Source organism: Pseudomonas sp. NFPP24 (genome assembly GCF_900112095.1).
GTDB lineage: Bacteria > Pseudomonadota > Gammaproteobacteria > Pseudomonadales > Pseudomonadaceae > Aquipseudomonas > Aquipseudomonas extremorientalis.
On sequence record NZ_FOKD01000009.1, the window covers coordinates 181,311 to 204,710 of the forward strand.

Sequence of the window (23,400 nt, forward strand, 5' to 3'; positions counted from 1 at the left end):
TTGGCCCCCTCCCACAGGGTGATCTCAGTATGTCTGAGAGTTAGTCGTCGGCGGTGGGGTCCATGTCCGGGAACATCACCTCGATAAACCCGAACTTGCTGAAGTCGGTGATCCGCGACGGGTACAACCGGCCGATCAGGTGATCGCACTCATGCTGCACCACCCGCGCATGAAAACCGTCGGCAAACCGCACAATCGGCTCGCCCTTGGGATCAAACCCTTCATAGCGAATCTGCTGATAGCGGTTTACCGCACCACGCATACCGGGTACGGACAGGCAACCTTCGTACCCCTCTTCCAACACCGGGCTGAGGGGGGTAATCAACGGGTTGATCAGGATCGTCTGCGGCACCGGTGGCGCGTCCGGGTAACGTTCGCTGGCCTCGAAGCCGAAGATCACCAATTGCAGGTCCACGCCGATCTGCGGTGCGGCCAGGCCTACGCCGCCCACGTGCTCCATGGTCTGGAACATGTCATCGATCAATTGCCACAGCTCGGGGCTGTCGAACATTTCCGGCGGAACCGGAGGCGCGATACGCAGCAAGCGCTCGTCGCCCATTTTCAGGATTTCACGGATCATCGATCAGACTTCGTCAGGGGTGGGCTTGGAGTGGTCCCGGCCGAGGCCGGAGACGTGCTGTTTTTCGCCGACAGGCGGCGCGGACTGATCGAATTCCTTTTCACCCGGGTCCTTGCCTTCGGCGGACATGTGTTCGATCACCGCGTTCATTTCCGCCCCCAGCAGCAACACGGCGGCGGAAATATAGAAATACAGGAGCAGCACGATGATCGCACCGATACTGCCATACATGGCGTTGTAGTCGGCGAAGGTTTTGACGTAGTAGCCAAAGCCCAGGGACGCGACAATCCACACCACCACCGCCAGCACGGAGCCTGGGGTGATGAAGCGGAATTTCTGCTCGACGTCCGGCATCACGTAGTACATGAGGGCCACGGCGAACATCAACAAAATCACGATCAACGGCCAACGCAGGATGGTCCACAGGGTCACAACGAATTCCTGCATGCCGATCTGCCCGGCCAGCCACTCCATCACTTGCGGGCCCAGTACCATCAGCGCGGCCGCGGCCAGCAACATGCCGGCGATGCCGACGGTGTAGAAAATCGACAGCGGGAAGCGCTTCCAGATCGGCCGACCTTCCACCACGTCGTAGGCGGCGTTCATCGCGCTCATCATCAGGCGCACACCGGCCGAGGCGGTCCACAGCGCAATCACGATACCCACCGACAGCAGGCCACCCTTGGATTGCTGCAACTGGTCGATCACCGGGTTGACCTGCTCGAGGGCCTGGGGCGGCAACACCAGCTCCGATTGCAGGCGCAGCCAGGTGAAGAAATCCGGCAGGTGCAGGAAACCGATCAGGGCAATCAGGAACAGCAGGAAGGGGAACAGCGAGAACAGCATCTGGTAGGCCAGTGCCGAAGCGTAGGTGGGCATTTCGTCATCGACGAATTCCTTGACGGTACGCAACAGCACTTTATGCAGCTTGAGACCATCGAGAACCGGAAAAATCATAGCGTCTCCTTTCGCCGCATAAAGGTTGAGTTTGTGGGCGACTCAGGGGCCGTTTTCTACATCAAGGTAGCCTATTTGGCGACCTTGAAACAATTTCGAAACTTTAATCACGCCATGTGACATAAAAACGGCCATCCGTGGATGGCCGTCAGGTTGCGCAAAAGCAGGCCTATTTGGTCGCTTTTTTTACTGCATCCTTGGTATCGCCGACGGCTTTTTCCACCTGGCCTTTCTTTTCCTGCACCACGCCTTCAGCGCGCAGTTTGTCATTACCGGTGACTTTGCCGACGCCTTGCTTGATATTGCCGACGGCCTCGTCTTTCAAACCTTTTGCCTTATCCGCTGTGCTGCCCATGGTATTTCTCCGAAAGAACAATCAAAGGGTTTTGGTCATTACCTAAAGATTGACCCGGGGCCGTTCGGCAGAGTTTCAATTATTTTCGTCGGGCATTTCATCGCCGACCGCAGGTTTGGCTTTATGTTTTGCGGCCAACCCACGAGAATGCCCGGCACATTCAGGCTGTAACGCTGAATAACAGATCCCGTAGGAAGGTTATGAAACTCAATAAAGCACAGGCCATCGCCCGCAGAAACACCGAACTGGGCGGTGCCGTACTCGGCGTCAACAACTGCCACTTCACCGACCTGGACCGCAAGCGCAACATCTGGTGGTTCGACCTGCCAGTGGGCCGGATTGCCGTGGGCCAGTACGAGTGGATCCACCTGTTGATGCACAACGCCGAGACCGATCAGTTGCTGCACCTGAAGGTGCCGACGGTGTTCCTGCGTGAAAAGCTCGAAGGCCTGGTGGTGCGCAATGCGGGCAAGCGCAAGCCTGAGATCACTCTGGAGCTGAGCGCGGACAAGGACTCGTTCTTGAAAGATGTGCGCCCCGCCGGGGCTGGCGTGAGCTTCGCGCAGTTCGCCCTATAGAAACCGCTGTTCAAAATGTGGGAGGGGGCAAGCCCCCTCCCACATTTGTATAGCGTTACTTTTTAAGACCGAGCTTCTTCAACTCTTCATCACGCAGCTCACGCCGCAGGATCTTGCCTACGTTGGTGGTCGGCAGGGCATCGCGGAACTCGACAGCCTTGGGCACTTTATAGGCCGTGACGTTGGCGCGCATATGCTCCATCACTTGGTCCTTGGTCAGGGTGGCACCCGGCTTGACCACGATAAAAAGCTTGATGTGCTCCCCGGACTTCTCGTCCGGCACACCAATGGCCGCGCACTGCAGCACGCCCGGCAGGCCCGCCAGTACGTCTTCCAGCTCGTTGGGGTATACGTTGAAGCCCGAGACCAGGATCATGTCTTTCTTGCGATCGACAATGCGCATGTAGCCGTCCGGCTGGATGATCGCGATGTCACCGGTCTTGAGCCAGCCTTCGCTGTCGAGCATCTCGTCGGTGGCGTCCTGGCGCTGCCAGTAGCCCTTCATCACTTGCGGGCCTTTGACGCACAGCTCGCCGGTTTCACCCAGTGCGAGTTCGGTGCCGTCGTCGGCGATGACCTTGCAGACGGTGGACGGCACCGGGATGCCGATGGTGCCGATCTGGATATGCTGGATCGGATTGACCGTGGCCACCGGGCTGGTCTCGGTCATGCCGTAGCCTTCGCAGATGCCACAGCCGGTCACGGCCTTCCAACGCTCGGCCGCCGCCAGTTGCAGGGCCATGCCGCCGGACAGGGTGACTTTCAGCGCAGAGAAATCCAGCTTGCGGAACGCCTCGTTGTTGCACAGCGCCACAAACAGCGTGTTCAGGCCGACAAAGCCGCTGAACTTCCACTTCGACAGTTCCTTGACCATCGCCGGCAGGTCGCGCGGGTTGCTGATCAGGATGTTGTGGTTGCCGATCAGCATCATCGCCATGCAATGAAAGGTGAACGCGTAAATGTGGTAAAGCGGCAGCGGCGTGATCAGGATCTCGCAGCCTTCATTCAGGTTGGAGCCCATCAGCGCCTTGCATTGCAACATGTTGGCGACCAGGTTGCGGTGGGTGAGCATCGCGCCCTTGGCGACGCCGGTGGTGCCGCCGGTGTATTGCAGCACGGCCACATCGCTGCTGGCCGGGCTGGCATCGCTGACCGGTTGGCCGTGCCCCTTGGCCAGCACGTCGTTGAACTTGATCGCCTTGGGCAGGTGATAGGCCGGGACCATTTTCTTCACGTACTTGATGACGCTGTTGATCAGCAGGCGCTTGAGCGGCGGCAACAGGTCGGCGAGTTCGGTGACGATCACATGCTTGACGGCGGTCTTGGGCACGACCTTTTCCGCCAGGTGCGCCATGTTGGCAAGGCACACCAGGGCCTTGGCGCCAGAGTCGTTGAATTGGTGTTCCATTTCCCGCGCGGTGTACAGCGGGTTGGTGTTGACCACGATCAGGCCGGCGCGGATGGCGCCGAACACGGCGACCGGGTATTGCAGGACGTTGGGCAGTTGCACGGCGATTCGGTCGCCGGGCTTCAAGTCGGTGTGCTGTTGCAGGTACGCGGCGAAGGCGCCGGACAGTTCGTACAATTCACCGTAGGTGATGGTCTTGCCCAGGTTGCTGAAAGCCGGTTTGTTGGCGAAGCGCTGGCAGGACTGCTTCAGTACCGCCTGAATATTCGGATACTCGTCTGGATTGATTTCTGCGGCAATCCCGGCGGGGTACTTATCCTTCCAAAAGTCTTCGTTCATGGAAGCCCACTCCTCAGCGACGTCAGCGACGCGAATTCATCATCGCATTTGATGCGATTATTATTGGTGTATGTTTTTTTAGGTGAATCTGGCGCTTTCAAGCAGGCCGAGACGTCACAAAGCGCGCCGAGAGTAGCAGCTTTGCCAAAGGCCGCCTAGAGCCAAAAGAGGGGGTCACGGTCATAAACACGACTGTCCTACAATATTTGGTCACACTTTAAACCAAGCTGAAATAGCGGCATAGATGGCTCTGGAACGGGGCTTTCAGAACAACACAGTACAAATGTGGGAGGGGGCTTGCCCCCGATGGCAGTGGTTCAGTCTACGCAACTGGTGACTGACCCACCGCCATCGGGGGCAAGCCCCCTCCCACTTTTTTTCAGCATATTTCAGGTCAAGCGATATCGCGCAACTCACGCCGCAAGATCTTGCCCACCGGCGTCATCGGTAACGAGTCGCGCAACACGATGTGCTTGGGCACCTTGTATCCCGTGAAGTTGGTCTTGCAGTATGCCTTCAACTCTTCAAGGCTCACCCCTTGGGCACGCGCCACCACGAACAGCTTCACCGCCTCCCCCGTGCGTTCATCCGGCACGCCGATCACCGCGCAGTTGGCCACCGCCGGGTGGGCCATCACGACATCCTCGATTTCGTTGGGATACACGTTGAAGCCCGAGACGATGATCAAGTCTTTCTTACGGTCAACGATGCGCACAAAGCCATCGTCATCGATCACCGCGATATCACCGGTCTTGAGCCAGCCTTCGGCGTCCAGCGCCTCGGAGGTGGCGGCCGGCTGCTGCCAGTAGCCCTTCATCACCTGCGGGCCCTTGATACACAGTTCTCCGCGCTCGCCCAATGGCAGCTCGACACCCTGATCATCGATCACTTTCATCGCCGTGCCCGGCACCGGAATGCCCACCGTCCCCAGGCGGGATTTGCTGCCGTAGGGGTTGGTGCTGGCCACCGGTGAGGTTTCTGTCAGGCCATAACCCTCGCCAATCGCGCAACCGGTAATCTGCTGCCAGCGTTCGGCCGTGGCCTTGATCAGCGCAGTGCCGCCGGAATTGGTGAGCTTGAGGTGGGAGAAGTCCAGGGTCTTGAAGTCCGGGTGGTCCATCAACGCCACAAATAGCGTGTTGAGCCCCAGCAGCCCGGTGAACCGCCACTTTTTCAGTTCCTTGATGAAGCCGCCGATGTCTCGCGGATTGGTGATCAGCACGTTGTGATTGCCCGAGACCATCATGCACATGCAATTCGCCGTGAAGGCATAGATATGGTAAAGCGGCAGCGGCGCGATCATCACCTCCTGCCCTTCCTTGATCAGCGGATGACCGTCATCGCCGGTCTGGGACATACAGGCGCGCACCTGTTGCATGTTCGCCACCAGGTTGCCATGGGTGAGCATCGCGCCCTTGGCCAGGCCGGTGGTGCCGGCGGTGTATTGCAGCACCGCGATGTCGTCCAGTGTGACGGGGTGGCGGGTCACGCCCAGCCCCGCGCCCATGTGCAGGGCGCGCTTGAATGACACCGCGCGCGGCAGGTTGTAGGCCGGCACCATCTTCTTGACCTTGTCGACCACCGTGTTGATCAGCCACCCTTTGGCAGCGGGCATGAAGTCGCCCATCTTGGCTTCGATCAGGTAGTCGATCTCGGTGTCGCTGCACACCTCCTGCACCCGCGAACCGAACAGGTTGAGGTAGACCAGCGCACGCACGTCGGCGTCCTTGAACTGGTGACGCATCTCGCGCGGGGTGTAAAGCGGGTTGGTATTGACCACGATCAGCCCGGCGCGCAAGGCGCCGAACACCGCAATCGGGTAATGCAGCACGTTGGGCATCTGCACCGCGATGCGCTCGCCCGGCTTGAGGTCGGTGTGCTGCTGCAGGTAGCCGGCGAACGCGGCGCTCTGGCGTTCCAGTTCGGCGTAGGTCAGGGTGATGCCCATGTTGCTGAATGCCGGACGGTCGGCGAAGGCCTTGCAGGAGCGCTCGAAGACTTCGATCACCGACTTGTAGGCAGAGAGGTCAATGTCGTTGGGAACGCCCGCTGCGCGTTTGTCATTCCAGAAATCAGGTTGCATTATTCTTGTCCTCTTACCTGAGTGTGTCCGGCCGCTTTCTGACTGCTATGAAAAGCGGAGCTTTGGGGACGTTAGCAGCTATGGCCAAACAGGCAAATACAGGAAAGAGCGTCATTAATTGCGTGAATCTTCCTACAAGGCTTCGCACTGATCAGACGCAGCCGTGCGGATGAGCTATACACTGCAACGACGCTGAGCAGACCTTGAGCAGACCTTGAGCAAAGGAACCGCCATGAACCACACCTCCTTCTGGCTGACCGCGAATGACCGCAGCCGCCTGTACGTCAATCAATGGATGCCCGACGGTCCGCCCAGGGCGCTGGTGATGCTGTCCCATGGCATGGCCGAGCACAGCGGGCGCTATGCGCGCCTGGCGCAAGCCCTGTGCGACGCTGGCTACGGTTTATATGCGCCGGACCAACGGGGTCACGGCCGCACCGCCGACGAAGGCACCCTGGGCCTGTACGCCGAGCACGACGGCTGGAACAAGGTGGTGGGCGACCTCGCCAGCCTCAACCAGCACATCGGCCAGCAGCAGCCGGGGTTGCCGATCATCTTGCTGGGGCACAGCATGGGCAGCTATATCGCCCAGGCCTATCTGCTGCACCACAGCGCCAGCCTGGATGGGGCGATTCTCAGCGGTTCGAATTTCCAGCCGGTGGCGCTGTACCGCGCGGCGCGATTGATCGCACGGGTCGAACGACTGCGCCAGGGATTGCGCGGGCGCAGTGCGCTGATCGATTTCCTGTCGTTTGGATCGTTCAACAAGGCGTTCAAACCCAATCGCACCGCTTTCGATTGGCTCAGCCGTGACCCGGCCGAAGTGGACAAGTACATCAACGACCCGCTGTGCGGGTTCCGCTGCACCAACCAGCTGTGGATCGACTTGCTCGGCGGCTTGCAGCAAATCAGCAAAGCGTCCAATCTCGCGCAGATCGACCCGGGCCTGCCGATCCTGGTGATGGGTGGCGAATGTGATCCGGTGAGCGAAGGCAAGCGTCTCAACAGCCTGGCCGACGCCCTGCGTGAAGCGGGCTGCCAGCACCTGCAACTGAATATCTACCCGCAGGCGCGCCATGAAGTGTTCAACGAAACCAACCGTGATGAAGTCACGGCGGATGTACTGAGCTGGCTCGGCCAGGCCCTGACCTTGCGCAGACCGACGCGCTGCGAATAAATTTTCGATTAAAATCAGTCAGTTAAATTACCGATTAGCCACAGGATGCACGTTTAGATGACCCAGGTAACCAACACCCCGTACGAAGCCCTCGAAGTCGGCCAGACCGCCAGTTACAGCAAGTTGGTGGAGGAGCGTGATATCCAGCTGTTCGCCGCCATGTCCGGCGACCACAACCCGGTGCACCTGGATGCCGAGTACGCCAAGGCGACCATGTTCAAGGAGCGTATCGCCCACGGCATGTTCAGCGGTGCCCTGATCAGCGCAGCCGTTGCCTGCGAGCTGCCTGGGCCGGGCACGATCTACATCGGCCAGCAGATGAGCTTCCAGAAGCCAGTGAAAATCGGCGACACCCTGACCGTGCGCCTGGAAATCCTCGAGAAGCTGCCAAAGTTCCGCGTGCGCATCGCCACGCGTGTGTTCAACCAGCGCGATGAGTTGGTGGTGGATGGCGAGGCGGAAATCCTGGCGCCGCGCAAGCAGCAGGTGGTGACGCTGACCGAGTTGCCGCCGATCAGCATTGGCTGAAGTCTACGCAAGACAAATGTGGGAGGGGGCTTGCTCCCGATAGCGGTAGATCAGTCGATATTTCAATGACTGAGGCACTGCTATCGGGGGCAAGCCCCCTCCCACATTCTTTTACAGCGCAGGGCTTACGACTGAGCGCGAGCCTGGTTACGCAGAGCTTTCACCTGGTCGTGGTTGCGTTGCACGCCGTGGTACTGACGCTCAACCAGGTCACGAATGCCCAGCAGGTTGTGCTTGTTGATCTTCTCGATCGCTTCCTTGTAAGCCTTCAGTGCGTGGTCTTCACCGCGCTCGGCTTCGTTCAGCACCGCTTCTTCATCTTTACCGGTGAGCATCGACTTCACGTCGACCCAACCACGGTGCAAAGCGCCGGCAACGCTGCCGGAATCTTCCGGATCGCCACCCAGGGCACGCACGGCGGTTTTCAGCTCGGCGGCAGCGGTGGCGCAGTCGGCGGAACGCTTGGCGAACAGGGCTTTGAGCTCTGGGTGCTTGATGTCTTCAGCGCACTCCTTGAAACCCTTTTGGCCGTCGATGCTGGTTTCGATCAGGTCGTTCAGTACGGAGATCGATTCTTTATTGATGTCAGTCATTTTTCAATTCCTTGTACGGGTTAGAAGGTTGTCTTAGTGATTGCAGCGCCCGTGCCAGGTTTTAAAAAAACAAAATACATATATATTTCAATTACTTAAGATTAATTGAACCATCTGTATGTATGTTATTTGCATGATCTGTCATTTGGCCTTCATGCAGAATGCCTGTATTTTCCAAGGTCACGACTCAACCTTCCGAGCCTTCATGAATCCCGAAAAACTCGCACTGCTGATCACCCGCGAAATGCCCTTCGGCAAATACAAGGGACGGATCATCGCCGACCTGCCCGGCCCCTACCTCAACTGGTTCGCCCGTGAAGGTTTCCCCCACGGCGAACTCGGCGGCTTGTTGGCGTTGATGCAGGAAATCGACAGCAACGGATTGTCCGAGTTACTCGAACCGCTACGTGCCAAACACGGCAAACCCGCCCCGCGCCATTGAGAGCTCCCAATGCCACGCAACGCTGACAACGAACAACATTGGCAGGTCGTTTCCGAGCGCTACGCCTTGGAGCCCGGCCCGATCAACCTGGAAAACGGTTACTTCGGGCGTATGAGCCGAACGGTGCAATCCCATTACCTGGACCAGGTTGCGTTTATCAACCGGAGTAATTCGCTGCATGTGCGCCAGCGCTTCGAGCAAGGCGAGAACGTCGAGATTCGTCGGCAACTGGCCGAGCTGATTGATGTGGCCCCGGAGTCGGTGGCCTTTACCCGCAACGCCACCGAAGCCTTGCAATCACTGATCCGCAACTACAACCGCCTGCAACCGGGCGACCAGGTGCTGATCAGTGACCTGGAGTACGACACGGTCAAGGGTGCCATGCGTTGGCTGGCCGGCGTTCGCGGGGTGGAGGTGATCGAACTGTCCCACGTACACCCGGCCAGTTTCGACAGCCTGGTGCAGACGTATCTTGATGCGTTCGTCCAGTACCCACGTCTGAAGCTGATGGCGCTGACCCACGTCACCCACCGCACCGGCCTGGTGATGCCCGTCGAAGCGGTCGCCAGGGCGGCGCGTGAGCATGGCGTGGACGTGATCCTCGATGGTGCCCATGCCCTGGGCCAGATCGAGTTCAATCTGGCCGAGCTGGGCATTCAGTTTGCCGGCTTCAACCTGCACAAATGGATCGGCGCGCCACTGACCCTGGGCTTCCTGTACATCGCCCCGGAGCGCCTGGCCGATATCGACCCGGACATGGGTGAGTTTCACTACCCCGCCACCGATGTGCGTGCGCGTACGTCCTACAGCACGCCGAACTTTCCGGCGCTGATGACCTTGCCGCTGGTGTTTGAAGAGCATCGCCAATTAGGTGGCTCGGCGGCAAAAGGCGCACGGGTGAATTACCTGCGGGACCTGTGGGTCAGCCAGGTGCGGGCATTGCCGGGGATCGAGGTGCTGACGCCGGATGATCCGAGGGTGTATTGCGGGATTACGGCGTTCAAGTTCAGCGGGCGGGATCAGCAGGCGATGGTCGATAGACTGCTCAAGGACTACAACCTGTTTGTCACTACTCGAACCGGTGCGTCGTTCGGCACCTGTATCCGGGTGACGCCGGGGCTGGTGACGTCGGCAACCGAGATCGCCGTGCTGATCAAAGCCATCACCGAGTTGAGCGTCGGCTAAGCGCCTTTTCTACAGACAAAAAAAAGCGGTACACCGACCAAGTGCACCGCAAAAATGCCGTCAAGCACAGCAACAACGATTCAGTAAAAGCAGATCAATCCAGCAGGGCCAGCGCCTGCGCGGTAACTTCCTGGATACGCGCCCAGTCGCCGTTCTTGACCCATTCCGGGTCGAGCATCCAGCTACCGCCCACGCACATCACGTTTTTCAACGCCATGTAGTTTTTGATGTTGGCCGGGCCCACGCCGCCGGTCGGGCAGAATTTCACTTCGCCGAACGGCCCGCCCAAGGCCTTGATCGCCGCCACGCCGCCGCTGACTTCCGCCGGGAACAGCTTGAAGCGGCGATAACCCAGGCCATAGCCTTCCATGATGCCGGAGGCATTGCTGATGCCCGGCAGCAGCGGGATCGGGCTGTGTACCGAAGCTTCCAGCAAGTCGCGGGTGATGCCGGGGGTGACGATGAATTGCGAGCCGGCCACTTCGGCTGCTTCGAGCATGTGACGGTCCAGCACGGTGCCGGCACCGGTGCACAGTTCAGGGCGTTGTTCGCGCAGTACCTGAATGGCCTTGAGGCCGAACTCCGAACGCAGGGTCACTTCCAGTGCGGTCAAACCGCCGGCTGCCAGGGCATCGGCCAGCGGCAGGATGTCCTGTTCGCGGGCAATGGTGATCACCGGCAGGATCCGCGCCTTGGCGCAGAGGCTGTCGATCAAGGCAACTTTATCCGCCATGGACACGGTCGGTTGAGGGCTTTTCATAGCGGCTGATCCTTGGCTCATGGGCACCAGTAAATCTCTAATGTAGGTTGCAGAAACGCGCGAATCGGCATGGCAGCGACGTCATCGCTGGCCAGCGCGGCGCTCAAGGTGGTCAATTTCGAACTGCCGGAAATCGACAGTACGGTGTAGTTCGCCGTGGCCAGCAGCGCGCGACTCATGGTCAGGCGCTGGTGCGGCACGGTCGGCGCCAGCATCGGCCAGCAACGGCGGGTACCGTCGGCCTTCAACGCTTCGCCCAGGTTGGGACTGTCGGGGAACAGCGATGCGGTGTGGCCGTCATCGCCCATGCCCAGCACCAGCACGTCAATGGCTGGCAATTCGGCCAGCAGGCGATCGGCCTGCTCGGCTGCGTCTTCAAGATTGGCCGCGGCGCTGTACAGGCTCAAGAACCTGGCCTTGGCCGCCGGGCCTTGCAGCAGGTGCTGCTTCAACAGGCCGGCATTGCTGTCGGCATGTTCCACCGGCACCCAGCGCTCGTCGGCCAGGGTGATGGTGACCTTGGACCAGTCCAGGCCCTGCTTGGCCAGGTGCTGGAAAAACGCCACGGGGCTGCGGCCACCGGACACCACCAGGGTCGCTTCGCCACTGGCACTGATGGCCGTGCGCAGTTGCTCGGCCACGTCATTGGCCAGGCCTTCCGCCAACAGCACCGGGGTGCGGTACTCGTGAGGGTTTACGCCCTGGGGCAGTTTCAAATCAGATATCGCCATACCACGACCTCCCATCCCGCGTGATCAGTGCAATCGAGCTCATCGGCCCCCAGGACCCGGCCGCGTACGGCTTGGGCGCATCACCGGATTTTTTCCACCCGGCGATCAGCTGGTCACACCACTTCCACGCGGCTTCGATTTCATCTTTGCGAACAAACAGGTTCTGATTGCCGCGCATCACTTCCAGCAACAACCGCTCGTAGGCATCCGGGATACGGGCGCTGCGGTAGGTGTCGGAAAAATTCAATTGCAACGGGCCGCTGCGCAGTTGCATGCCCTTGTCCAGGCCCTGCTCCTTGGTCATCACTCGCAAGGAAATGCCCTCGTCCGGTTGCAGGCGGATGATCAGTTTGTTGCTGATCTGCAGGCGCTGCTCGGGGGCAAAGATGTAGTGGGACGGTTCCTTGAAGTGGATGACGATCTGCGACAGCTTCTGCGGCATGCGCTTGCCGGTGCGCAGGTAGAACGGCACCCCCGCCCAACGCCAGTTGCGGATATCGGCACGCAGGGCAACGAAGGTCTCGGTGTCGCTCTGGGTGTTGGAGTTCTCTTCTTCCAGGTACCCCGGCACCGGCTTGCCGGCGCTGTAGCCGGCGATGTACTGGCCGCGCACCACCTGGGTGGTCAGGCCGTCCGGGCTGATCGGCGCCAGGGCCTTGAGCACCTTGACCTTCTCGTCACGGATGCTGTCGGCGGACAGGTCCGCCGGCGGGTCCATGGCGATCAGGCACAGCAGCTGCAGCAAGTGGTTCTGGATCATGTCGCGCAGCTGGCCGGCCTTGTCGAAGTAGCCCCAACGGCCTTCGATACCGACCTGCTCGGCCACGGTGATTTCCACGTGAGAGATGTAATTCTGGTTCCACTGGGTTTCGAAAAGGCTGTTGGCGAAACGCAGGGCGATCAGGTTCTGGACGGTCTCTTTGCCCAGGTAGTGGTCGATGCGGTAGGTGCGGTTCTCCGGGAAGAACTGGGCCACGGCGTCGTTGACCTTGCGCGAGGACTCCAGGTCCGAACCAATCGGTTTCTCCAGCACCACGCGGGTGTTGTCCGCCAGGCCGACCTTGGACAGGTTCTCGCAGATAGCGCCGTACACCGCCGCCGGTGTGGCGAAGTAGGCGATCAAGCGTTGTTCGGTGCCGGCGACTTCCGCCAGGGCCACGTAGTCATCGGCTTTCATGAAGTCGACGTGAACATAGGTCAGGCGCGCCAGGAAACGCTGGGCGATGGTTTCGTCCAGTTCCTTGCCGACGTATTTACGCAGTTCTTTTTCAATGTGCGCCAGGTGCTGTTGCTCGGAACCGGCTTCGCGGGCCAGGGCCAGGATGCGCGTGTCGTCGTGCAGGAGCGCGGCGCCATCGAGTTGATAGAGGGCAGGAAATAACTTGCGCAGCGCCAGATCACCCAAGGCGCCAAACAGGGCAAAGGTGCAGGGTTCTACGGTTATCGAAGGCATGATGTTTGTTCTTTTATCAAGTTAAGCTACAAATACCTTTTTTCAAGGCATCACTCAAGGAAAAATGTAGTAATAACCATAACATTTTCCCGAAATACGCATTCCGAGTGGTGGTGTTCAGCTACCCTCAGTAGGATAGGCCACCGCAAAAGGCCACTCGTCGATTGGTTGCCACCCTAATTTGCATCGTCGCCCGAAGGAAAGACTGAATGGACCGCGTGCGAAATCTTCTGGAACAGATCCAGAACCGCCTCGAAGAATTGAACAAGGCCGAGAAAAAAGTTGCCGAGGTCATCCTGCTCAACCCGCAGCAGGCGACCCGCTTCTCCATCGCCGCCCTTGCCCAGGCCGCCTCGGTCAGTGAACCGACGGTCAACCGTTTCTGCCGTTCGTTCGGCGTGAGCGGCTACCCTGAACTGAAATTGCAGCTGGCGCAAAGCCTGGCCAGCGGCGCGGCGTATGTCAGCCGCGCAGTGGAAGCCGATGATAACCCCGAGGCCTACACCCAGAAGATCTTTGGCAGCGCCATCGCGTCGCTCGACAGCGCCTGCCAGGCCCTGGACCCGGCCCTGATCAGCAAGGCCGTGGACCTGTTGATCCAGGCGCGGCAGATCCACTTCTTCGGCCTGGGCGCTTCGGCCCCGGTGGCGATGGATGCGCTGCACAAGTTCTTCCGCTTCAACCTGGCGGTCACCGCCCATGCCGACGTGCTGATGCAGCGCATGATCGCCTCGGTGGCACACACCGGCGAGTTGTTCGTGATCATTTCCTACACCGGGCGTACCCGTGAACTGGTGGAAGTGGCGCGCATCGCCCGTGGAAACGGCGCTTCAGTGTTGGGCGTGACCGCCGAAAACTCGCCGCTGGCCAAGGCCAGTACGGTGAGCCTGAACATTCCACTGCCCGAAGACACCGACATCTACATGCCGATGACCTCGCGGATCATCCAGTTGACGGTGCTGGACGTATTGGCCACCGGCATGACCTTGCGTCGCGGGGTGGATTTCCAGCCGCATTTGCGCAAGATCAAAGAGAGTTTGAATGACAGCCGGTATCCGGTGGGGGATGAGTTCAACTAGGCCTGCCTTTGTGTTGGCTGTACTGGCCTCATCGGGGGCAAGCCCCCTCCCACACTTCGACCTGTGAATACATTCAAAATGTGGGAGGGGGCTTGCCCCCGATGAGGCCACCAGCAACACAGCTAAACCCCAGCCCTGGCCTGCAAACTCAAATGCGCCCTCTCCCCCGGCGCCAGGCTCGCCCCGGCCATCGCCGACTCCACGCACACAAACCCCGACGCCTCGTTGAAGCTCACGCCCAACAGCGGTCGGCTGCCCGGATGCCACACCACCGTGTCGGCGCTGTCGCCGGTGTCGATGCACAGTTCGCGCTGCCAGGCGTGGTCCTTGAGTTGCAATTCGCCTTCGTGCTGGAACACCCGCTGGCAACCGCCTTCTACCCGCAACTCACCCTCCTGCTGGCAGACCTGGCGGTTGAGCTGGTCGTAACCTTGCGCACCGTCGAGTCCAGACAGCGCTATCTCATCAACATGACCAATACGCCAGTAAGCGTGCAATGCATGGCTCAGTTGGCACGGCAACTCATCCTGATGCTCGGTGCTCAGGCGCAGCTCCAAGGTTTCGCCCAGGTGCGCGTGCAGGTCGACCTGCCAGTCGCACAGCTGCAATTGCCAGTGCAGGCGCACACCGTCGTCGTCAGTGCTGCTGTCGAGCAATTTCCAGTCGATCAAGCGCGCCCAGCCATGGGATGGCCAGGCATTTTCACTCGGGTGACGGCCATACCACGGCCAGCACACCGGCACGCCTCCACGGATGGCGCCGACTTGCGGCCACTTGGCGGCACACCACAACCACGGTTTCTGGCCGGTAGGCTGAAAGTGCAGCAATTGCGCGCCCTGGCGACTGAACACCGCCTGGCACAGCGGATGATCGATCACCAACACATCACGCATCTGAAAACGCTCCCAGGCGAACACCGGACGCTCGCGCAGGGATTTGAAAAAGCGTTGCAGCGGTTGCTCATGCATGTGCCACGGTCCTGATTGTCTTCACAGTGCGACCCAAAAAAAGCGGGTAGCCATGGCTACCCGCAAAATGCGCACAGAGAGAAGGAGCTTATCGCAACAGCGTTAGAACGTAGACTGAATTTTCAGGCCCGCCACCAACGCGTTGTCGACTTTGTCCACGCCGCCAGGCTGGACAACGTATTGCAGGTTAGGACGCACGGTCAGCCAGTTGGTGACGTGGAAGCCGTAGTTGAGTTCAACGTTGTACTCGGTCTCACGGATCGGCGTGTAGAGAGGATTGTCATAGTCGCTCACACCATTGGCGGCGTTGAGCAGTTCAGAGTTTTTCTTCACGTCATCGTTGACGTGCAGGCGCGCGACACCAATGCCGACGTCATCTTTCGGACGCGCGTCGAATGGGCCTTTGTACACCAGCATGAGCGACTGATAGTTGTCGACCAGGTTGGTTTCCTTATCGTGGAAGGTGGCGTTGGCCGCGATGTTCAGGCCGCGGGAGGCATCGCCGTTATGGGTGGTGAGTTGCTGTTGAGCAACGAACCAGTAGCCTTTCTTGCTGCTGCGGGTACGGTAGGCGGCGCGGGTGGTCGCAGCATCATTGCCGTTGATGTCTTCACGGACGTCAGAGGCATCAGCCGCGCTCTTGTAGTAACCCACACGGTATTCGCCCGGCAGGTTGTTAACCTTCGGCGACCAGACCAATTCCACTGGGATCACGGTGCCCTTGGTACCGCTGCCGCTGAGCTTGAAGCCATTACCGTGTTCGAGCTGCGAGGGGTTCTGGTTGTACGCGCCGATCTGCGCATACAGCTCAGGCGTGATGTTGTACTTCACACGGATCGCGGCCTGACTGACCGGCCAGTTGTACCAGGTGTTGACGTAGTTACCCACTTGCGAACCGCAGAACGACAGGTTCTGGAAGTCGCACGGGAAGGTGTTGAAGTCTTCGCCTTCGCCGAAGTAACCAAGCTTCACGTCCAACTTGTTATCGAACATCTGGTGCTGGATCCAGAACTGGGTCAGACGCACCATATGGCCACGGCCGTACACTTCTTGAGACGAGCTCAAGGTGCCGGCACGCGGATCGCCGATGCGGTCGTTGGAGATGTTCTGGCCATTACGGTTGGTCAACTGGATCTTGGCCTGGGTGTTATCCCAGCCCCACAGTTTTTGCAGGTCGAGTGCCACGCCGAGACCGAACTGGTCAGAGTAGCGACCGGTCTTGTCGTGGTTGTAACCGCCCTTGGCGTTGTAGCCCATCTCCCCAACGTAGTCAGCCTTGATGTCGATACCTTGCTCGATCAGCTTGGTACGCTCACCACCCCAATCGCCGGTCATCCACTTCGAATCAGCACTGAATGCATCGGCCGCCATCGCATTGGCGGACAAAACCAGGGCTGCTGCAGCTGACATTTGGCAGATCAGCCGAGTGTTGTTGTGTTGCTTTTTCATCCCTACATCCTCGTCTTTATTGTTATTAAACTGTTTTTATCTAACGCGGGTTACTTTTTTATTTGAAACAACAACTTAGCTGCTTCAGCGGCCTTTGAATTGGGCCACGTTGTCGGCATGCCCCTGTGCGGGCAATGAAGAAGCAGTGCCTAGGCGTTCGCCAGTGTTGGCGTCGAACAGCAATACCTTGGCCGGATCAAATTGCAGGGTCAGGGTCTCGCCGACCTGGGGCGCCACATCCGGCGCCAAACGGCAGCAGACCTTGGTGTCATTGAGCTGCACGAACACCAAGGTGTCCGGACCGGTCGGTTCGGTGACCTGGACTTCAGCGCGAATGCTCGACGAGCCGTTGCCCTCACCCGCCGCCAACACGATCTGCTCCGGGCGCAGGCCCAGAATCACATCACGGTCCTCCAGACCTGCGTCGTTCATGCCTAATGGCAATTCGCAACGGGCCTGGCCGCTGTCGAGCAGCGCGACCAAACGACCTTCCTTGCGTTTTAGGCGCATAGGAACGAAGTTCATCGGAGGTGAACCGATAAAGCTTGCCACAAACAGGTTGGCCGGGTCGTTGTAAATTTCTTTCGGCGTGCCAAATTGTTGGATGATGCCGTCCTTCATCACCGCCACTTTGTCGCCCAGGGTCATCGCTTCGATCTGGTCGTGGGTCACGTAGACCGTGGTGGTCTTGAGGCGCTGGTGCATCAGCTTCATTTCGGTACGCATCTCGACGCGCAGCTTGGCGTCGAGGTTGGACAGCGGCTCGTCAAACAGGTAGATCTTCGGCCGACGCGCCAGGGCACGGCCCATGGCCACGCGCTGTTGCTGGCCGCCGGAGAGCTGGCCCGGCTTGCGGTTGAGCAGGTGTTCGATCTGCAGCAGTTTTGCAACCCGCGCCACTTCGGCGTCGATATCCGCCTGGGCCATCTTGCGGATCTTGAGGCCGAACTCGATGTTCTCGCGCACGCTCATGGTCGGGTACAGCGCGTAGGACTGGAACACCATGGCGATGTCCCGGTCCTTGGGGCTCATGCCGCTCACGTCCTGGTCGCCGATCATGATCGCGCCGCCGGTGATGGTCTCTAGGCCGGCGATGCAGTTCATCAGCGTGGATTTGCCGCACCCTGAAGGGCCGACCAGGATCAGGAACTCGCCTTCCTTGATCGACAGTTCGATGTTCTTCAAGGTGTCGGGCAGGCCGGCGCCATAGGTCTTGTTTACATTGCGAAGTTCAAGCGTAGCCATGATTACCCCTTGACCGCGCCGGCCGTGAGGCCGCGCACGAAATACTTGCCTGCGATCACATAGACCAGCAGGGTCGGCAGCCCGGCGATCATCGCCGCCGCCATATCCACGTTATATTCCTTGGCCCCGGTGCTGGTGTTGACCAGGTTGTTCAGCGCCACCGTGATGGGCTGGGAATCGCCACTGGAGAACACCACGCCGAACAGGAAGTCGTTCCAGATCTGGGTGAACTGCCAGATCAGGCAGACCATGATGATCGGGGTCGACATCGGCAGAATGATCTGACGGAAGATGGTGAAGAATCCCGCACCGTCCAGGCGTGCCGCCTTGATCAGCGCGTCCGGGATGCTCACGTAGTAGTTACGGAAAAACAGCGTGGTGAACGCCAGGCCATAGACCACGTGCACAAACACCAGGCCGGTGGTGGTGCTGGCCAGGCCCATCTTGCCGAGGGTGAACGACGCCGGCAGCAGCACGGTCTGGAACGGCAGGAAGCAACCGAACAGCAGCAAGCCGAAGAACAACTGCGAGCCTTTGAAGCGCCAGAACGACAGCACATAGCCGTTCAACGCACCGATGGCGGTGGAGATCAGTACGGCCGGAACGGTGATCTTGATCGAGTTCCAGAAGTAACCGTCCACAGTGGCCCAGGCCTTGACCCAGCCGATGCCGGAGACCACGGTCGGCCAGCTCAGCAGGTTGCCGGTGCTGATGTCTTCCGGGGTTTTGAAGCTGGTCAGCAGCATCACCACCAGCGGCACCAGGTACAGCAGCACGGCGAGGATCAGCACCGCGTAGATCGCGATGCGACTCAGGCTGACAGGTGATTTGGAGGCGAGACTAGTCATGACGTTTGGTCCTCAGCTCGGAGTAGAGGTAAGGCACGATGATCGCCAGGATCGCACCGAGCATCAGGATCGCACTGGCCGAACCCATGCCCATCTGGCCACGGCTGAAGGTGAACGAGTACATGAACATGGCAGGCAGGTCGGACGAATAGCCCGGGCCGCCGGCAGTCATTGCCGCCACCAGGTCGAAGCTCTTGATCGCAATGTGCGCCAGGATCATCACCGCACTGAAGAACACCGGACGCAGGCTGGGCAGCACCACGCTCCAGTAGATGCGTGGCAGGCTCGCGCCGTCGATCTGGGCGGCACGGATAATCGACTGATCGACGCCACGCAGGCCGGCGAGGAACATCGCCATGATAAAGCCCGAGGCTTGCCATACAGCGGCGATCACCAGGCAGTAGACCACGCGGTCCGGGTCGATCAGCCAGTCGAGACGGAAGCCTTCCCAGCCCCAGTCACGCAGGAGTTTGTCCAGGCCCATGCCCGGGTTGAGCAGCCATTTCCAGGCCGTACCGGTGACGATCATCGAGAGCGCCATCGGGTACAGGTAAATGGTGCGGATAAAACCTTCACGACGGATTTTCTGGTCGAGGAAGATCGCCAGGGTCACCCCGATAACCAGGGTGATGCCGATGAACATCCCGCCAAACACCGCCAGGTTCTTGCTCGCCACCCACCAGCGGTCGTTGTCGAACAACCGCGCGTATTGCGCAAGGCCCGCCCATTTGTAGCTTGGCAGGAACGTGGAATTGGTGAACGAGAGTACAAACGTCCACAGGATGTAGCCGTAGAAGCCCACCAACACGATGAACATGCTGGGCGCCAGCACCAGTTTGGGTAGCCAGCGCTGCAGTGCATCGAACGGCGAGGCTTTGCTGAACACAGCAACAGAACTCATGGGAAAATCCAGTACAGGGAAAAAGGACTACAGGAACACGCCTTATGGGGGGCAAGGGAGTCCCCCCCATAAGGTCAACCGTTACTTGGCGGACTTGATCGCAGCGCCGAGTTTCTTGGCGGTGTCGGCCGGGTCGGCTTTCGGGTCGTTGATGTAGTTGGTCACAACGTCAAAGAATGCACCTTGCACCGCCAGGGTCGTGGCCATGTTGTGCGCCATGCTTGGCTGCAGGCCGCCGGTCTTGGCGTCTGCCAGGAAGTCCTTGGCAGCGGTCTGGGCGCAGGAGTCGAAGCCGTACGAGTCCATTTTGTTCAGCATGTCGTTACGCACAGGGATCGAACCCTTGTTGATGCTGAACACTTTCTGGAAGTTTTCACCCAGCACGACTCTGGCAATGTCCTGCTGACCCGCCGCAGTGCCTTTGTCTTTCTGCTTGAACACCGCCAGGGAGTCGATGTTGTAGGTGAAGGCTTTGTCGGTACCCGGGAAGGCTACGCACTCATAGTCTTTGCCGGCGACCTTCTTGGCGGCGGTCCATTCGGACTTGGCCCAGTCACCCATGATCTGCATGCCGGCCTTGCCGTTGATGACCTTGCCTGCTTCGAGGTTCCAGTCCTGGCCTTTGCCGTCGACGTCCATGTAGGTCGCGACTTTTTTCAGCTCGGTCAGGGCCTTGACCATTTCCGGGCCGGTCAGTGCAGCGTTATCCAGGTCGACCAGGGCTTTCTTGTAGCCATCGGCGCCCATCACAGAAAGCACCACCGCCTCGAACACGGTGCTGTCCTGCCAAGGCTGGCCACCATGGGCGAGCGGAATGAAGCCGGCTTTCTTCAGCTTGTCGCCAGCGGCGTAGAATTCTTCGAGGGTGGTCGGGTTCTTGGTGATACCGGCTTTCTTGAAGACTTCCGGGTTGATCCACAGCCAGTTCACGCGGTGGATGTTGACCGGTACGGCAACGTAGTCACCGTCGTACTTCACGGTATCGGAGACTTTCTTGTCGAGCAGGGAGTACCACTTTTCTTCTTTGGCGACGTCCTTGAGCACGTCGGTGTCGAGCAGGCCGGTGGACGCCCATTCCTGTATGTCGGGGCCTTTGATCTGGGCAACGCCTGGCGGGTTGCCGGCGACTGCGCGGCTTTTCAGCACGGTCATGGCCGTGGCGCCACCGCCACCTGCGACGGCACCGTCTTTCCAGGTGAAGCCGTCTTTTTCAACTTGGGCCTTCAGGACATCTACAGCCGCCTTCTCACCACCCGAGGTCCACCAATGCACAACTTCAACCGTCCCTTTCGAGTCGGCGGCAAATGCACTGAGGGGAAACAACGAGGCAATGGAAATAGCGACGGCGAGGCGATTAATCGCGTTCATCTGAGTACCTTTTCTTGTTGTTATGCATGCAAGTCTTAGGCTTGCGCTGCACGGAGTTTAAACAGGGTTTTTTGAGGCGCAGGTAACAAAGGGATGCACAAATGTCACCAGTTGGTGACATAGTGCCCAGCCCCGATGGCACTGGCCATGCTGGGTGCCAAGGGCAGTGCAGGCAGCACTACCGCTTGCCAGGCATGGTACAGGTCCGGCTTGCCGCCCCATATTCTGCTGCTGGGTTGGTTATGCGGGCTGAGTTCGTGATGCCAGCTGCCGTTGATGCGGTCGATGAAGTGGGTTTCGCAGAATTCCCAGAAGCGCCGGTACCAGGTTTCGTAATGCGATTGGCCGGTGCGTTTGAGCAGGGCCTGGGCAGCAGCGCTGGCTTCGGCGTGGGTCCAGTGCAGGCGCTCGCGCACCACCGGGCGGTGGTTCCAGTCGAGGGTGTAGACGATGCCGGGGGCACCATCCACCGCCCAGGCGTACTCGCAGGCACTGGCGAACAGGCCTTTGGCGTCGGTCACCAGCCACTCGGGTGTGGCGAGCCCGGCTTGCAGACGCGCGGCCTCAAGGTGCAGCACCAGCCGCGCCCACTCGAAGCCATGGCCGGGGGTAATGCCGTAGGGGCGGAAGCCATCGGCGGGATTGTCTTCGTTGTAACCGAGCAAGGGTTGCCAGCCTGTATCGAAATGCTCGATCACCATGAACTGGTTGACGGCGGCATGGGTATGGATCACGCGCTCGACGATCCGCAGCGCACGGTCCAACCAACCTGTATCGCCGGTCACATCGGCCAGGGCGAGGAAGGCTTCGGTGGCGTGCATGTTGCTGTTGGCGCCGCGATAGGCTTCGACGCCGCTCCAGTCCTGGGCAAAGGACTCGAGCATCACGCCCTCCTCTTCACTCCAGAAGAACTGGTCGATGATATGGATGGCGTCATTCAGCAAGTGTTGCGCGCCGGGAGCGCCCGCCACCACTGCAGAGCTGGCGGCCAGGGCCACGAAGGCGTGCAGGTACGCGGCCTTGCCACGGTTGCCGTCGACGGCGTGGGGTGCGGCGAACCAGCCGCCATGCTCACTGTCGCGCAACGGGCCGTTGAGGGAGGCAACCCCGTGTTCAATCAGTTCGGCATAGCCAGGCAACCCCATGGCGTGGGCCATGGCGAAACTGTGAGTCATGCGGGCGGTGTTCATGGTTTCAGCGCGGGCATCGGCCGGCAGCCGGCCTTTGTCGTCCAGGTTGCCAAAGCCATCGGGCAGTCGAGACGCCTTGGCAAACGCCAGCAGGCGCTGGCCTTCGGCAGCGAGCCAGGCGTGATGGGCAAGCGCGTTCAGCCAACTGCTGGCAGGCAGTGGTTGGGTGGTCATGGGTGGCCCTTATTATTGTTTGTGGGATAACCGGAGTCTAAACAAGGGCGCACTGGGAGCAAGTAACGAAGGGGATGGGAAATGTCACCGTGTGGTGACATTTCTACAAGAGACCTCATTGCCCGAGCGGGGTAACTCTCGCCGGCGCGTTAAGTTGTTGGTTGAGGTTCTGCACCTGGCTCTGCAAGGTGGTGATATTACGCGTGGTCTGGATGCGGAACACGTCGAACTCCTTGTTGGTAGGCGCATCACTGTTGGCCGACGCGTTGTCCTGGGCGCTCTTGAGCACCACGAGGTCCTGTTCGATCCGGGCGATGGCGGCGCTGGGGTTGCCCTGTTTCTTCAAGGCGGCCACGTCAGCGGCCAGTTCCTTGATCTCAGTATCGCGCTTGCCGGCGTCAACCTGCGCCGCCTTGAGGGTCGCCACGGCGTCGGTCAACGCCTGGACCTGGCCTTGCAGCTTGCTGTTGGCGTTGGACAGGTCGGTGGTGCTGGCGGTCATTTGCGCCAGGCGCTTGTCCAGCTCGGTGGCCTGGCCGGCCACGCCGATCTGCTGTTTACCCTGCTCCAGCAACTGGCTTTCAAGCTGCTTGATCTGCAGTTTCAGCGCTTCGCTGCCGTTGTTGACGCTGGCCTCGCTGGCCACCACCTTGCCGGAAATATCCTGCAGGCGCCCCGCCGCTTCTTCGCTGATGCGCGCAAAGCTCTCCTGGGTGGCCACCAACTGCTGGCCCATCAGGGAGATCTGCTGGAAGCTCCACCAGGCCAGGCCCGCAAAGGCGATCAGCAGCGCGCCGATCAAGGCCCACAACGGGCCGGTGCTGGCGCTCTTGACCTTGACCACCTTGGGGTTACGCGAACGCACTGAGGTGGCCGGGGTAGGTTCGAAGTCATCGTCATCCCCGACATCCGCCCGCAGGCTGGGAACGTTGTCGAAATCGTCTTTAGCATCGTTGCGCATGTATCAACCCTGAATCGGTGAGGTGGCGAGCGACGGGAGTATAAACCG

The 23,400-nt window shown here is 59.9% G+C and carries 23 protein-coding genes; 6 read left to right on the forward strand and 17 right to left on the reverse strand.

Annotation, left to right across the window (positions count from 1 at the left end):
* Positions 1-40: 40 nt before the first annotated feature.
* From def to BM026_RS20455, 3 genes are all read right to left on the reverse strand, one after another.
* A complete protein-coding gene (gene def / locus BM026_RS20445; protein ID WP_092247002.1) occupies positions 41-580 on the reverse strand; it encodes a peptide deformylase in 540 nt (179 codons plus the stop codon).
* A gap of 3 nt (positions 581-583) precedes the next feature.
* A complete protein-coding gene (locus BM026_RS20450) occupies positions 584-1,537 on the reverse strand; it encodes a YihY/virulence factor BrkB family protein (protein ID WP_058423207.1) in 954 nt (317 codons plus the stop codon).
* Positions 1,538-1,706: 169 nt separating this feature from the next.
* Entirely contained in the window at positions 1,707-1,892 is a 186-nt protein-coding gene (locus BM026_RS20455; protein WP_016973106.1) for a CsbD family protein, read from the reverse strand.
* A 200-nt stretch (positions 1,893-2,092) separates the two neighbouring features.
* Here BM026_RS20455 and BM026_RS20460 point away from each other — a divergent pair, with 200 nt between their 5' ends.
* Positions 2,093-2,470 (forward strand): hypothetical protein, encoded by a 378-nt coding sequence (locus BM026_RS20460; RefSeq protein WP_016973105.1) that lies wholly within the window; start codon positions 2,093-2,095, stop codon positions 2,468-2,470.
* Between the two features lie 55 nt (positions 2,471-2,525).
* Here BM026_RS20460 and fadD1 read toward each other — a convergent pair whose 3' ends face one another.
* Positions 2,526-4,217 (reverse strand): long-chain-fatty-acid--CoA ligase FadD1, encoded by a 1,692-nt coding sequence (fadD1, locus tag BM026_RS20465; RefSeq protein ID WP_093529876.1) that lies wholly within the window; start codon positions 4,215-4,217, stop codon positions 2,526-2,528.
* Between the two features lie 394 nt (positions 4,218-4,611).
* Complete coding sequence (fadD2, locus tag BM026_RS20470; RefSeq protein ID WP_093529878.1) at positions 4,612-6,300, reverse strand: long-chain-fatty-acid--CoA ligase FadD2; 1,689 nt, start codon at positions 6,298-6,300, stop codon at positions 4,612-4,614.
* Between the two features lie 232 nt (positions 6,301-6,532).
* Here fadD2 and BM026_RS20475 point away from each other — a divergent pair, with 232 nt between their 5' ends.
* Together BM026_RS20475 and BM026_RS20480 are read left to right on the forward strand one after the other, a co-directional pair.
* Positions 6,533-7,477, forward strand: a complete 945-nt coding sequence (locus BM026_RS20475; protein ID WP_092246993.1) for an alpha/beta hydrolase — start codon at positions 6,533-6,535, stop codon at positions 7,475-7,477.
* Between the two features lie 57 nt (positions 7,478-7,534).
* Positions 7,535-8,005 (forward strand): MaoC family dehydratase, encoded by a 471-nt coding sequence (locus tag BM026_RS20480; protein WP_010208208.1) that lies wholly within the window; start codon positions 7,535-7,537, stop codon positions 8,003-8,005.
* 125 nt (positions 8,006-8,130) lie between these two features.
* On the opposite strand, the gene BM026_RS20485 is transcribed toward BM026_RS20480, so the two are convergent.
* Entirely contained in the window at positions 8,131-8,598 is a 468-nt protein-coding gene (locus BM026_RS20485) for a ferritin-like domain-containing protein (RefSeq protein WP_010208206.1), read from the reverse strand.
* A 205-nt stretch (positions 8,599-8,803) separates the two neighbouring features.
* Here BM026_RS20485 and BM026_RS20490 point away from each other — a divergent pair, with 205 nt between their 5' ends.
* Positions 8,804-9,040, forward strand: coding sequence for a DUF3820 family protein (locus BM026_RS20490; RefSeq protein WP_092247157.1), 237 nt, complete (start codon positions 8,804-8,806; stop codon positions 9,038-9,040).
* Positions 9,041-9,049: 9 nt separating this feature from the next.
* Positions 9,050-10,225 (forward strand): aminotransferase class V-fold PLP-dependent enzyme, encoded by a 1,176-nt coding sequence (locus BM026_RS20495; RefSeq protein WP_093529880.1) that lies wholly within the window; start codon positions 9,050-9,052, stop codon positions 10,223-10,225.
* Positions 10,226-10,319: 94 nt separating this feature from the next.
* Here the strand turns inward: BM026_RS20495 and BM026_RS20500 are convergent, their stop codons facing one another.
* From BM026_RS20500 to zwf, 3 genes are read right to left on the reverse strand one after another with little or no spacing between them, the layout of a single operon-like run.
* Positions 10,320-10,985, reverse strand: coding sequence for a bifunctional 4-hydroxy-2-oxoglutarate aldolase/2-dehydro-3-deoxy-phosphogluconate aldolase (locus BM026_RS20500; RefSeq protein ID WP_026013852.1), 666 nt, complete (start codon positions 10,983-10,985; stop codon positions 10,320-10,322).
* A gap of 17 nt (positions 10,986-11,002) precedes the next feature.
* Positions 11,003-11,716, reverse strand: coding sequence for a 6-phosphogluconolactonase (gene pgl, locus BM026_RS20505; RefSeq protein WP_093529882.1), 714 nt, complete (start codon positions 11,714-11,716; stop codon positions 11,003-11,005).
* Positions 11,703-13,169: a glucose-6-phosphate dehydrogenase gene (zwf, locus tag BM026_RS20510; protein ID WP_092246987.1), complete on the reverse strand. Its 1,467-nt coding sequence runs from the start codon at positions 13,167-13,169 to the stop codon at positions 11,703-11,705. Before zwf ends, pgl begins: the two co-directional genes overlap by 14 nt.
* A gap of 218 nt (positions 13,170-13,387) precedes the next feature.
* Between zwf and BM026_RS20515 the strand changes: the two genes are divergently transcribed.
* On the forward strand, positions 13,388-14,248 hold the full coding sequence (locus BM026_RS20515; RefSeq protein WP_170856097.1) for a MurR/RpiR family transcriptional regulator: 861 nt from the start codon (positions 13,388-13,390) through the stop codon (positions 14,246-14,248).
* Between the two features lie 122 nt (positions 14,249-14,370).
* Here BM026_RS20515 and BM026_RS20520 read toward each other — a convergent pair whose 3' ends face one another.
* The 8 genes from BM026_RS20520 to BM026_RS20555 form a co-directional block, all read right to left on the reverse strand.
* Positions 14,371-15,216 (reverse strand): D-hexose-6-phosphate mutarotase, encoded by an 846-nt coding sequence (locus BM026_RS20520; protein ID WP_071489446.1) that lies wholly within the window; start codon positions 15,214-15,216, stop codon positions 14,371-14,373.
* A 102-nt stretch (positions 15,217-15,318) separates the two neighbouring features.
* Positions 15,319-16,665 carry a carbohydrate porin gene (locus BM026_RS20525; RefSeq protein WP_071489445.1) on the reverse strand — a complete coding sequence of 449 codons (1,347 nt, stop codon included), beginning with the start codon at positions 16,663-16,665 and terminating at the stop codon, positions 15,319-15,321.
* A gap of 84 nt (positions 16,666-16,749) precedes the next feature.
* Positions 16,750-17,910, reverse strand: coding sequence for an ABC transporter ATP-binding protein (locus BM026_RS20530; protein WP_071489444.1), 1,161 nt, complete (start codon positions 17,908-17,910; stop codon positions 16,750-16,752).
* Between the two features lie 2 nt (positions 17,911-17,912).
* The gene (locus BM026_RS20535) at positions 17,913-18,758 is read right to left on the reverse strand and encodes a carbohydrate ABC transporter permease (RefSeq protein ID WP_071489443.1); all 846 of its coding nucleotides are present in this window, start codon (positions 18,756-18,758) and stop codon (positions 17,913-17,915) included.
* A complete protein-coding gene (locus BM026_RS20540) occupies positions 18,751-19,659 on the reverse strand; it encodes a carbohydrate ABC transporter permease (RefSeq protein WP_071489442.1) in 909 nt (302 codons plus the stop codon). The genes BM026_RS20535 and BM026_RS20540 overlap by 8 nt, the downstream gene beginning before the upstream one ends.
* Before the next feature lie 81 nt (positions 19,660-19,740).
* A complete protein-coding gene (locus BM026_RS20545) occupies positions 19,741-21,027 on the reverse strand; it encodes an ABC transporter substrate-binding protein (protein ID WP_093529884.1) in 1,287 nt (428 codons plus the stop codon).
* A 104-nt stretch (positions 21,028-21,131) separates the two neighbouring features.
* Positions 21,132-22,391, reverse strand: a complete 1,260-nt coding sequence (locus BM026_RS20550; RefSeq protein WP_093529886.1) for a D-mannose isomerase — start codon at positions 22,389-22,391, stop codon at positions 21,132-21,134.
* Positions 22,392-22,506: 115 nt separating this feature from the next.
* Positions 22,507-23,352 (reverse strand): ATPase, encoded by an 846-nt coding sequence (locus BM026_RS20555; RefSeq protein WP_093529888.1) that lies wholly within the window; start codon positions 23,350-23,352, stop codon positions 22,507-22,509.
* Positions 23,353-23,400: the final 48 nt, after the last annotated feature.

What these genes read in the sequence shown, in the direction of transcription:
- def (WP_092247002.1), bottom strand. Translation starts at nt 580, where the DNA reads ATGATCCGTGAAATCCTGAAAATGGGCGACGAGCGCTTGCTGCGTATC.
- BM026_RS20450 (WP_058423207.1), bottom strand. Translation starts at nt 1,537, where the DNA reads ATGATTTTTCCGGTTCTCGATGGTCTCAAGCTGCATAAAGTGCTGTTG.
- BM026_RS20455 (WP_016973106.1), bottom strand. Translation starts at nt 1,892, where the DNA reads ATGGGCAGCACAGCGGATAAGGCAAAAGGTTTGAAAGACGAGGCCGTC.
- BM026_RS20460 (WP_016973105.1), top strand. Translation starts at nt 2,093, where the DNA reads ATGAAACTCAATAAAGCACAGGCCATCGCCCGCAGAAACACCGAACTG.
- fadD1 (WP_093529876.1), bottom strand. Translation starts at nt 4,217, where the DNA reads ATGAACGAAGACTTTTGGAAGGATAAGTACCCCGCCGGGATTGCCGCA.
- fadD2 (WP_093529878.1), bottom strand. Translation starts at nt 6,300, where the DNA reads ATGCAACCTGATTTCTGGAATGACAAACGCGCAGCGGGCGTTCCCAAC.
- BM026_RS20475 (WP_092246993.1), top strand. Translation starts at nt 6,533, where the DNA reads ATGAACCACACCTCCTTCTGGCTGACCGCGAATGACCGCAGCCGCCTG.
- BM026_RS20480 (WP_010208208.1), top strand. Translation starts at nt 7,535, where the DNA reads ATGACCCAGGTAACCAACACCCCGTACGAAGCCCTCGAAGTCGGCCAG.
- BM026_RS20485 (WP_010208206.1), bottom strand. Translation starts at nt 8,598, where the DNA reads ATGACTGACATCAATAAAGAATCGATCTCCGTACTGAACGACCTGATC.
- BM026_RS20490 (WP_092247157.1), top strand. Translation starts at nt 8,804, where the DNA reads ATGAATCCCGAAAAACTCGCACTGCTGATCACCCGCGAAATGCCCTTC.
- BM026_RS20495 (WP_093529880.1), top strand. Translation starts at nt 9,050, where the DNA reads ATGCCACGCAACGCTGACAACGAACAACATTGGCAGGTCGTTTCCGAG.
- BM026_RS20500 (WP_026013852.1), bottom strand. Translation starts at nt 10,985, where the DNA reads ATGAAAAGCCCTCAACCGACCGTGTCCATGGCGGATAAAGTTGCCTTG.
- pgl (WP_093529882.1), bottom strand. Translation starts at nt 11,716, where the DNA reads ATGGCGATATCTGATTTGAAACTGCCCCAGGGCGTAAACCCTCACGAG.
- zwf (WP_092246987.1), bottom strand. Translation starts at nt 13,169, where the DNA reads ATGCCTTCGATAACCGTAGAACCCTGCACCTTTGCCCTGTTTGGCGCC.
- BM026_RS20520 (WP_071489446.1), bottom strand. Translation starts at nt 15,216, where the DNA reads ATGCATGAGCAACCGCTGCAACGCTTTTTCAAATCCCTGCGCGAGCGT.
- BM026_RS20525 (WP_071489445.1), bottom strand. Translation starts at nt 16,665, where the DNA reads ATGAAAAAGCAACACAACAACACTCGGCTGATCTGCCAAATGTCAGCT.
- BM026_RS20530 (WP_071489444.1), bottom strand. Translation starts at nt 17,910, where the DNA reads ATGGCTACGCTTGAACTTCGCAATGTAAACAAGACCTATGGCGCCGGC.
- BM026_RS20535 (WP_071489443.1), bottom strand. Translation starts at nt 18,758, where the DNA reads ATGACTAGTCTCGCCTCCAAATCACCTGTCAGCCTGAGTCGCATCGCG.
- BM026_RS20540 (WP_071489442.1), bottom strand. Translation starts at nt 19,659, where the DNA reads ATGAGTTCTGTTGCTGTGTTCAGCAAAGCCTCGCCGTTCGATGCACTG.
- BM026_RS20545 (WP_093529884.1), bottom strand. Translation starts at nt 21,027, where the DNA reads ATGAACGCGATTAATCGCCTCGCCGTCGCTATTTCCATTGCCTCGTTG.
- BM026_RS20550 (WP_093529886.1), bottom strand. Translation starts at nt 22,391, where the DNA reads ATGACCACCCAACCACTGCCTGCCAGCAGTTGGCTGAACGCGCTTGCC.
- BM026_RS20555 (WP_093529888.1), bottom strand. Translation starts at nt 23,352, where the DNA reads ATGCGCAACGATGCTAAAGACGATTTCGACAACGTTCCCAGCCTGCGG.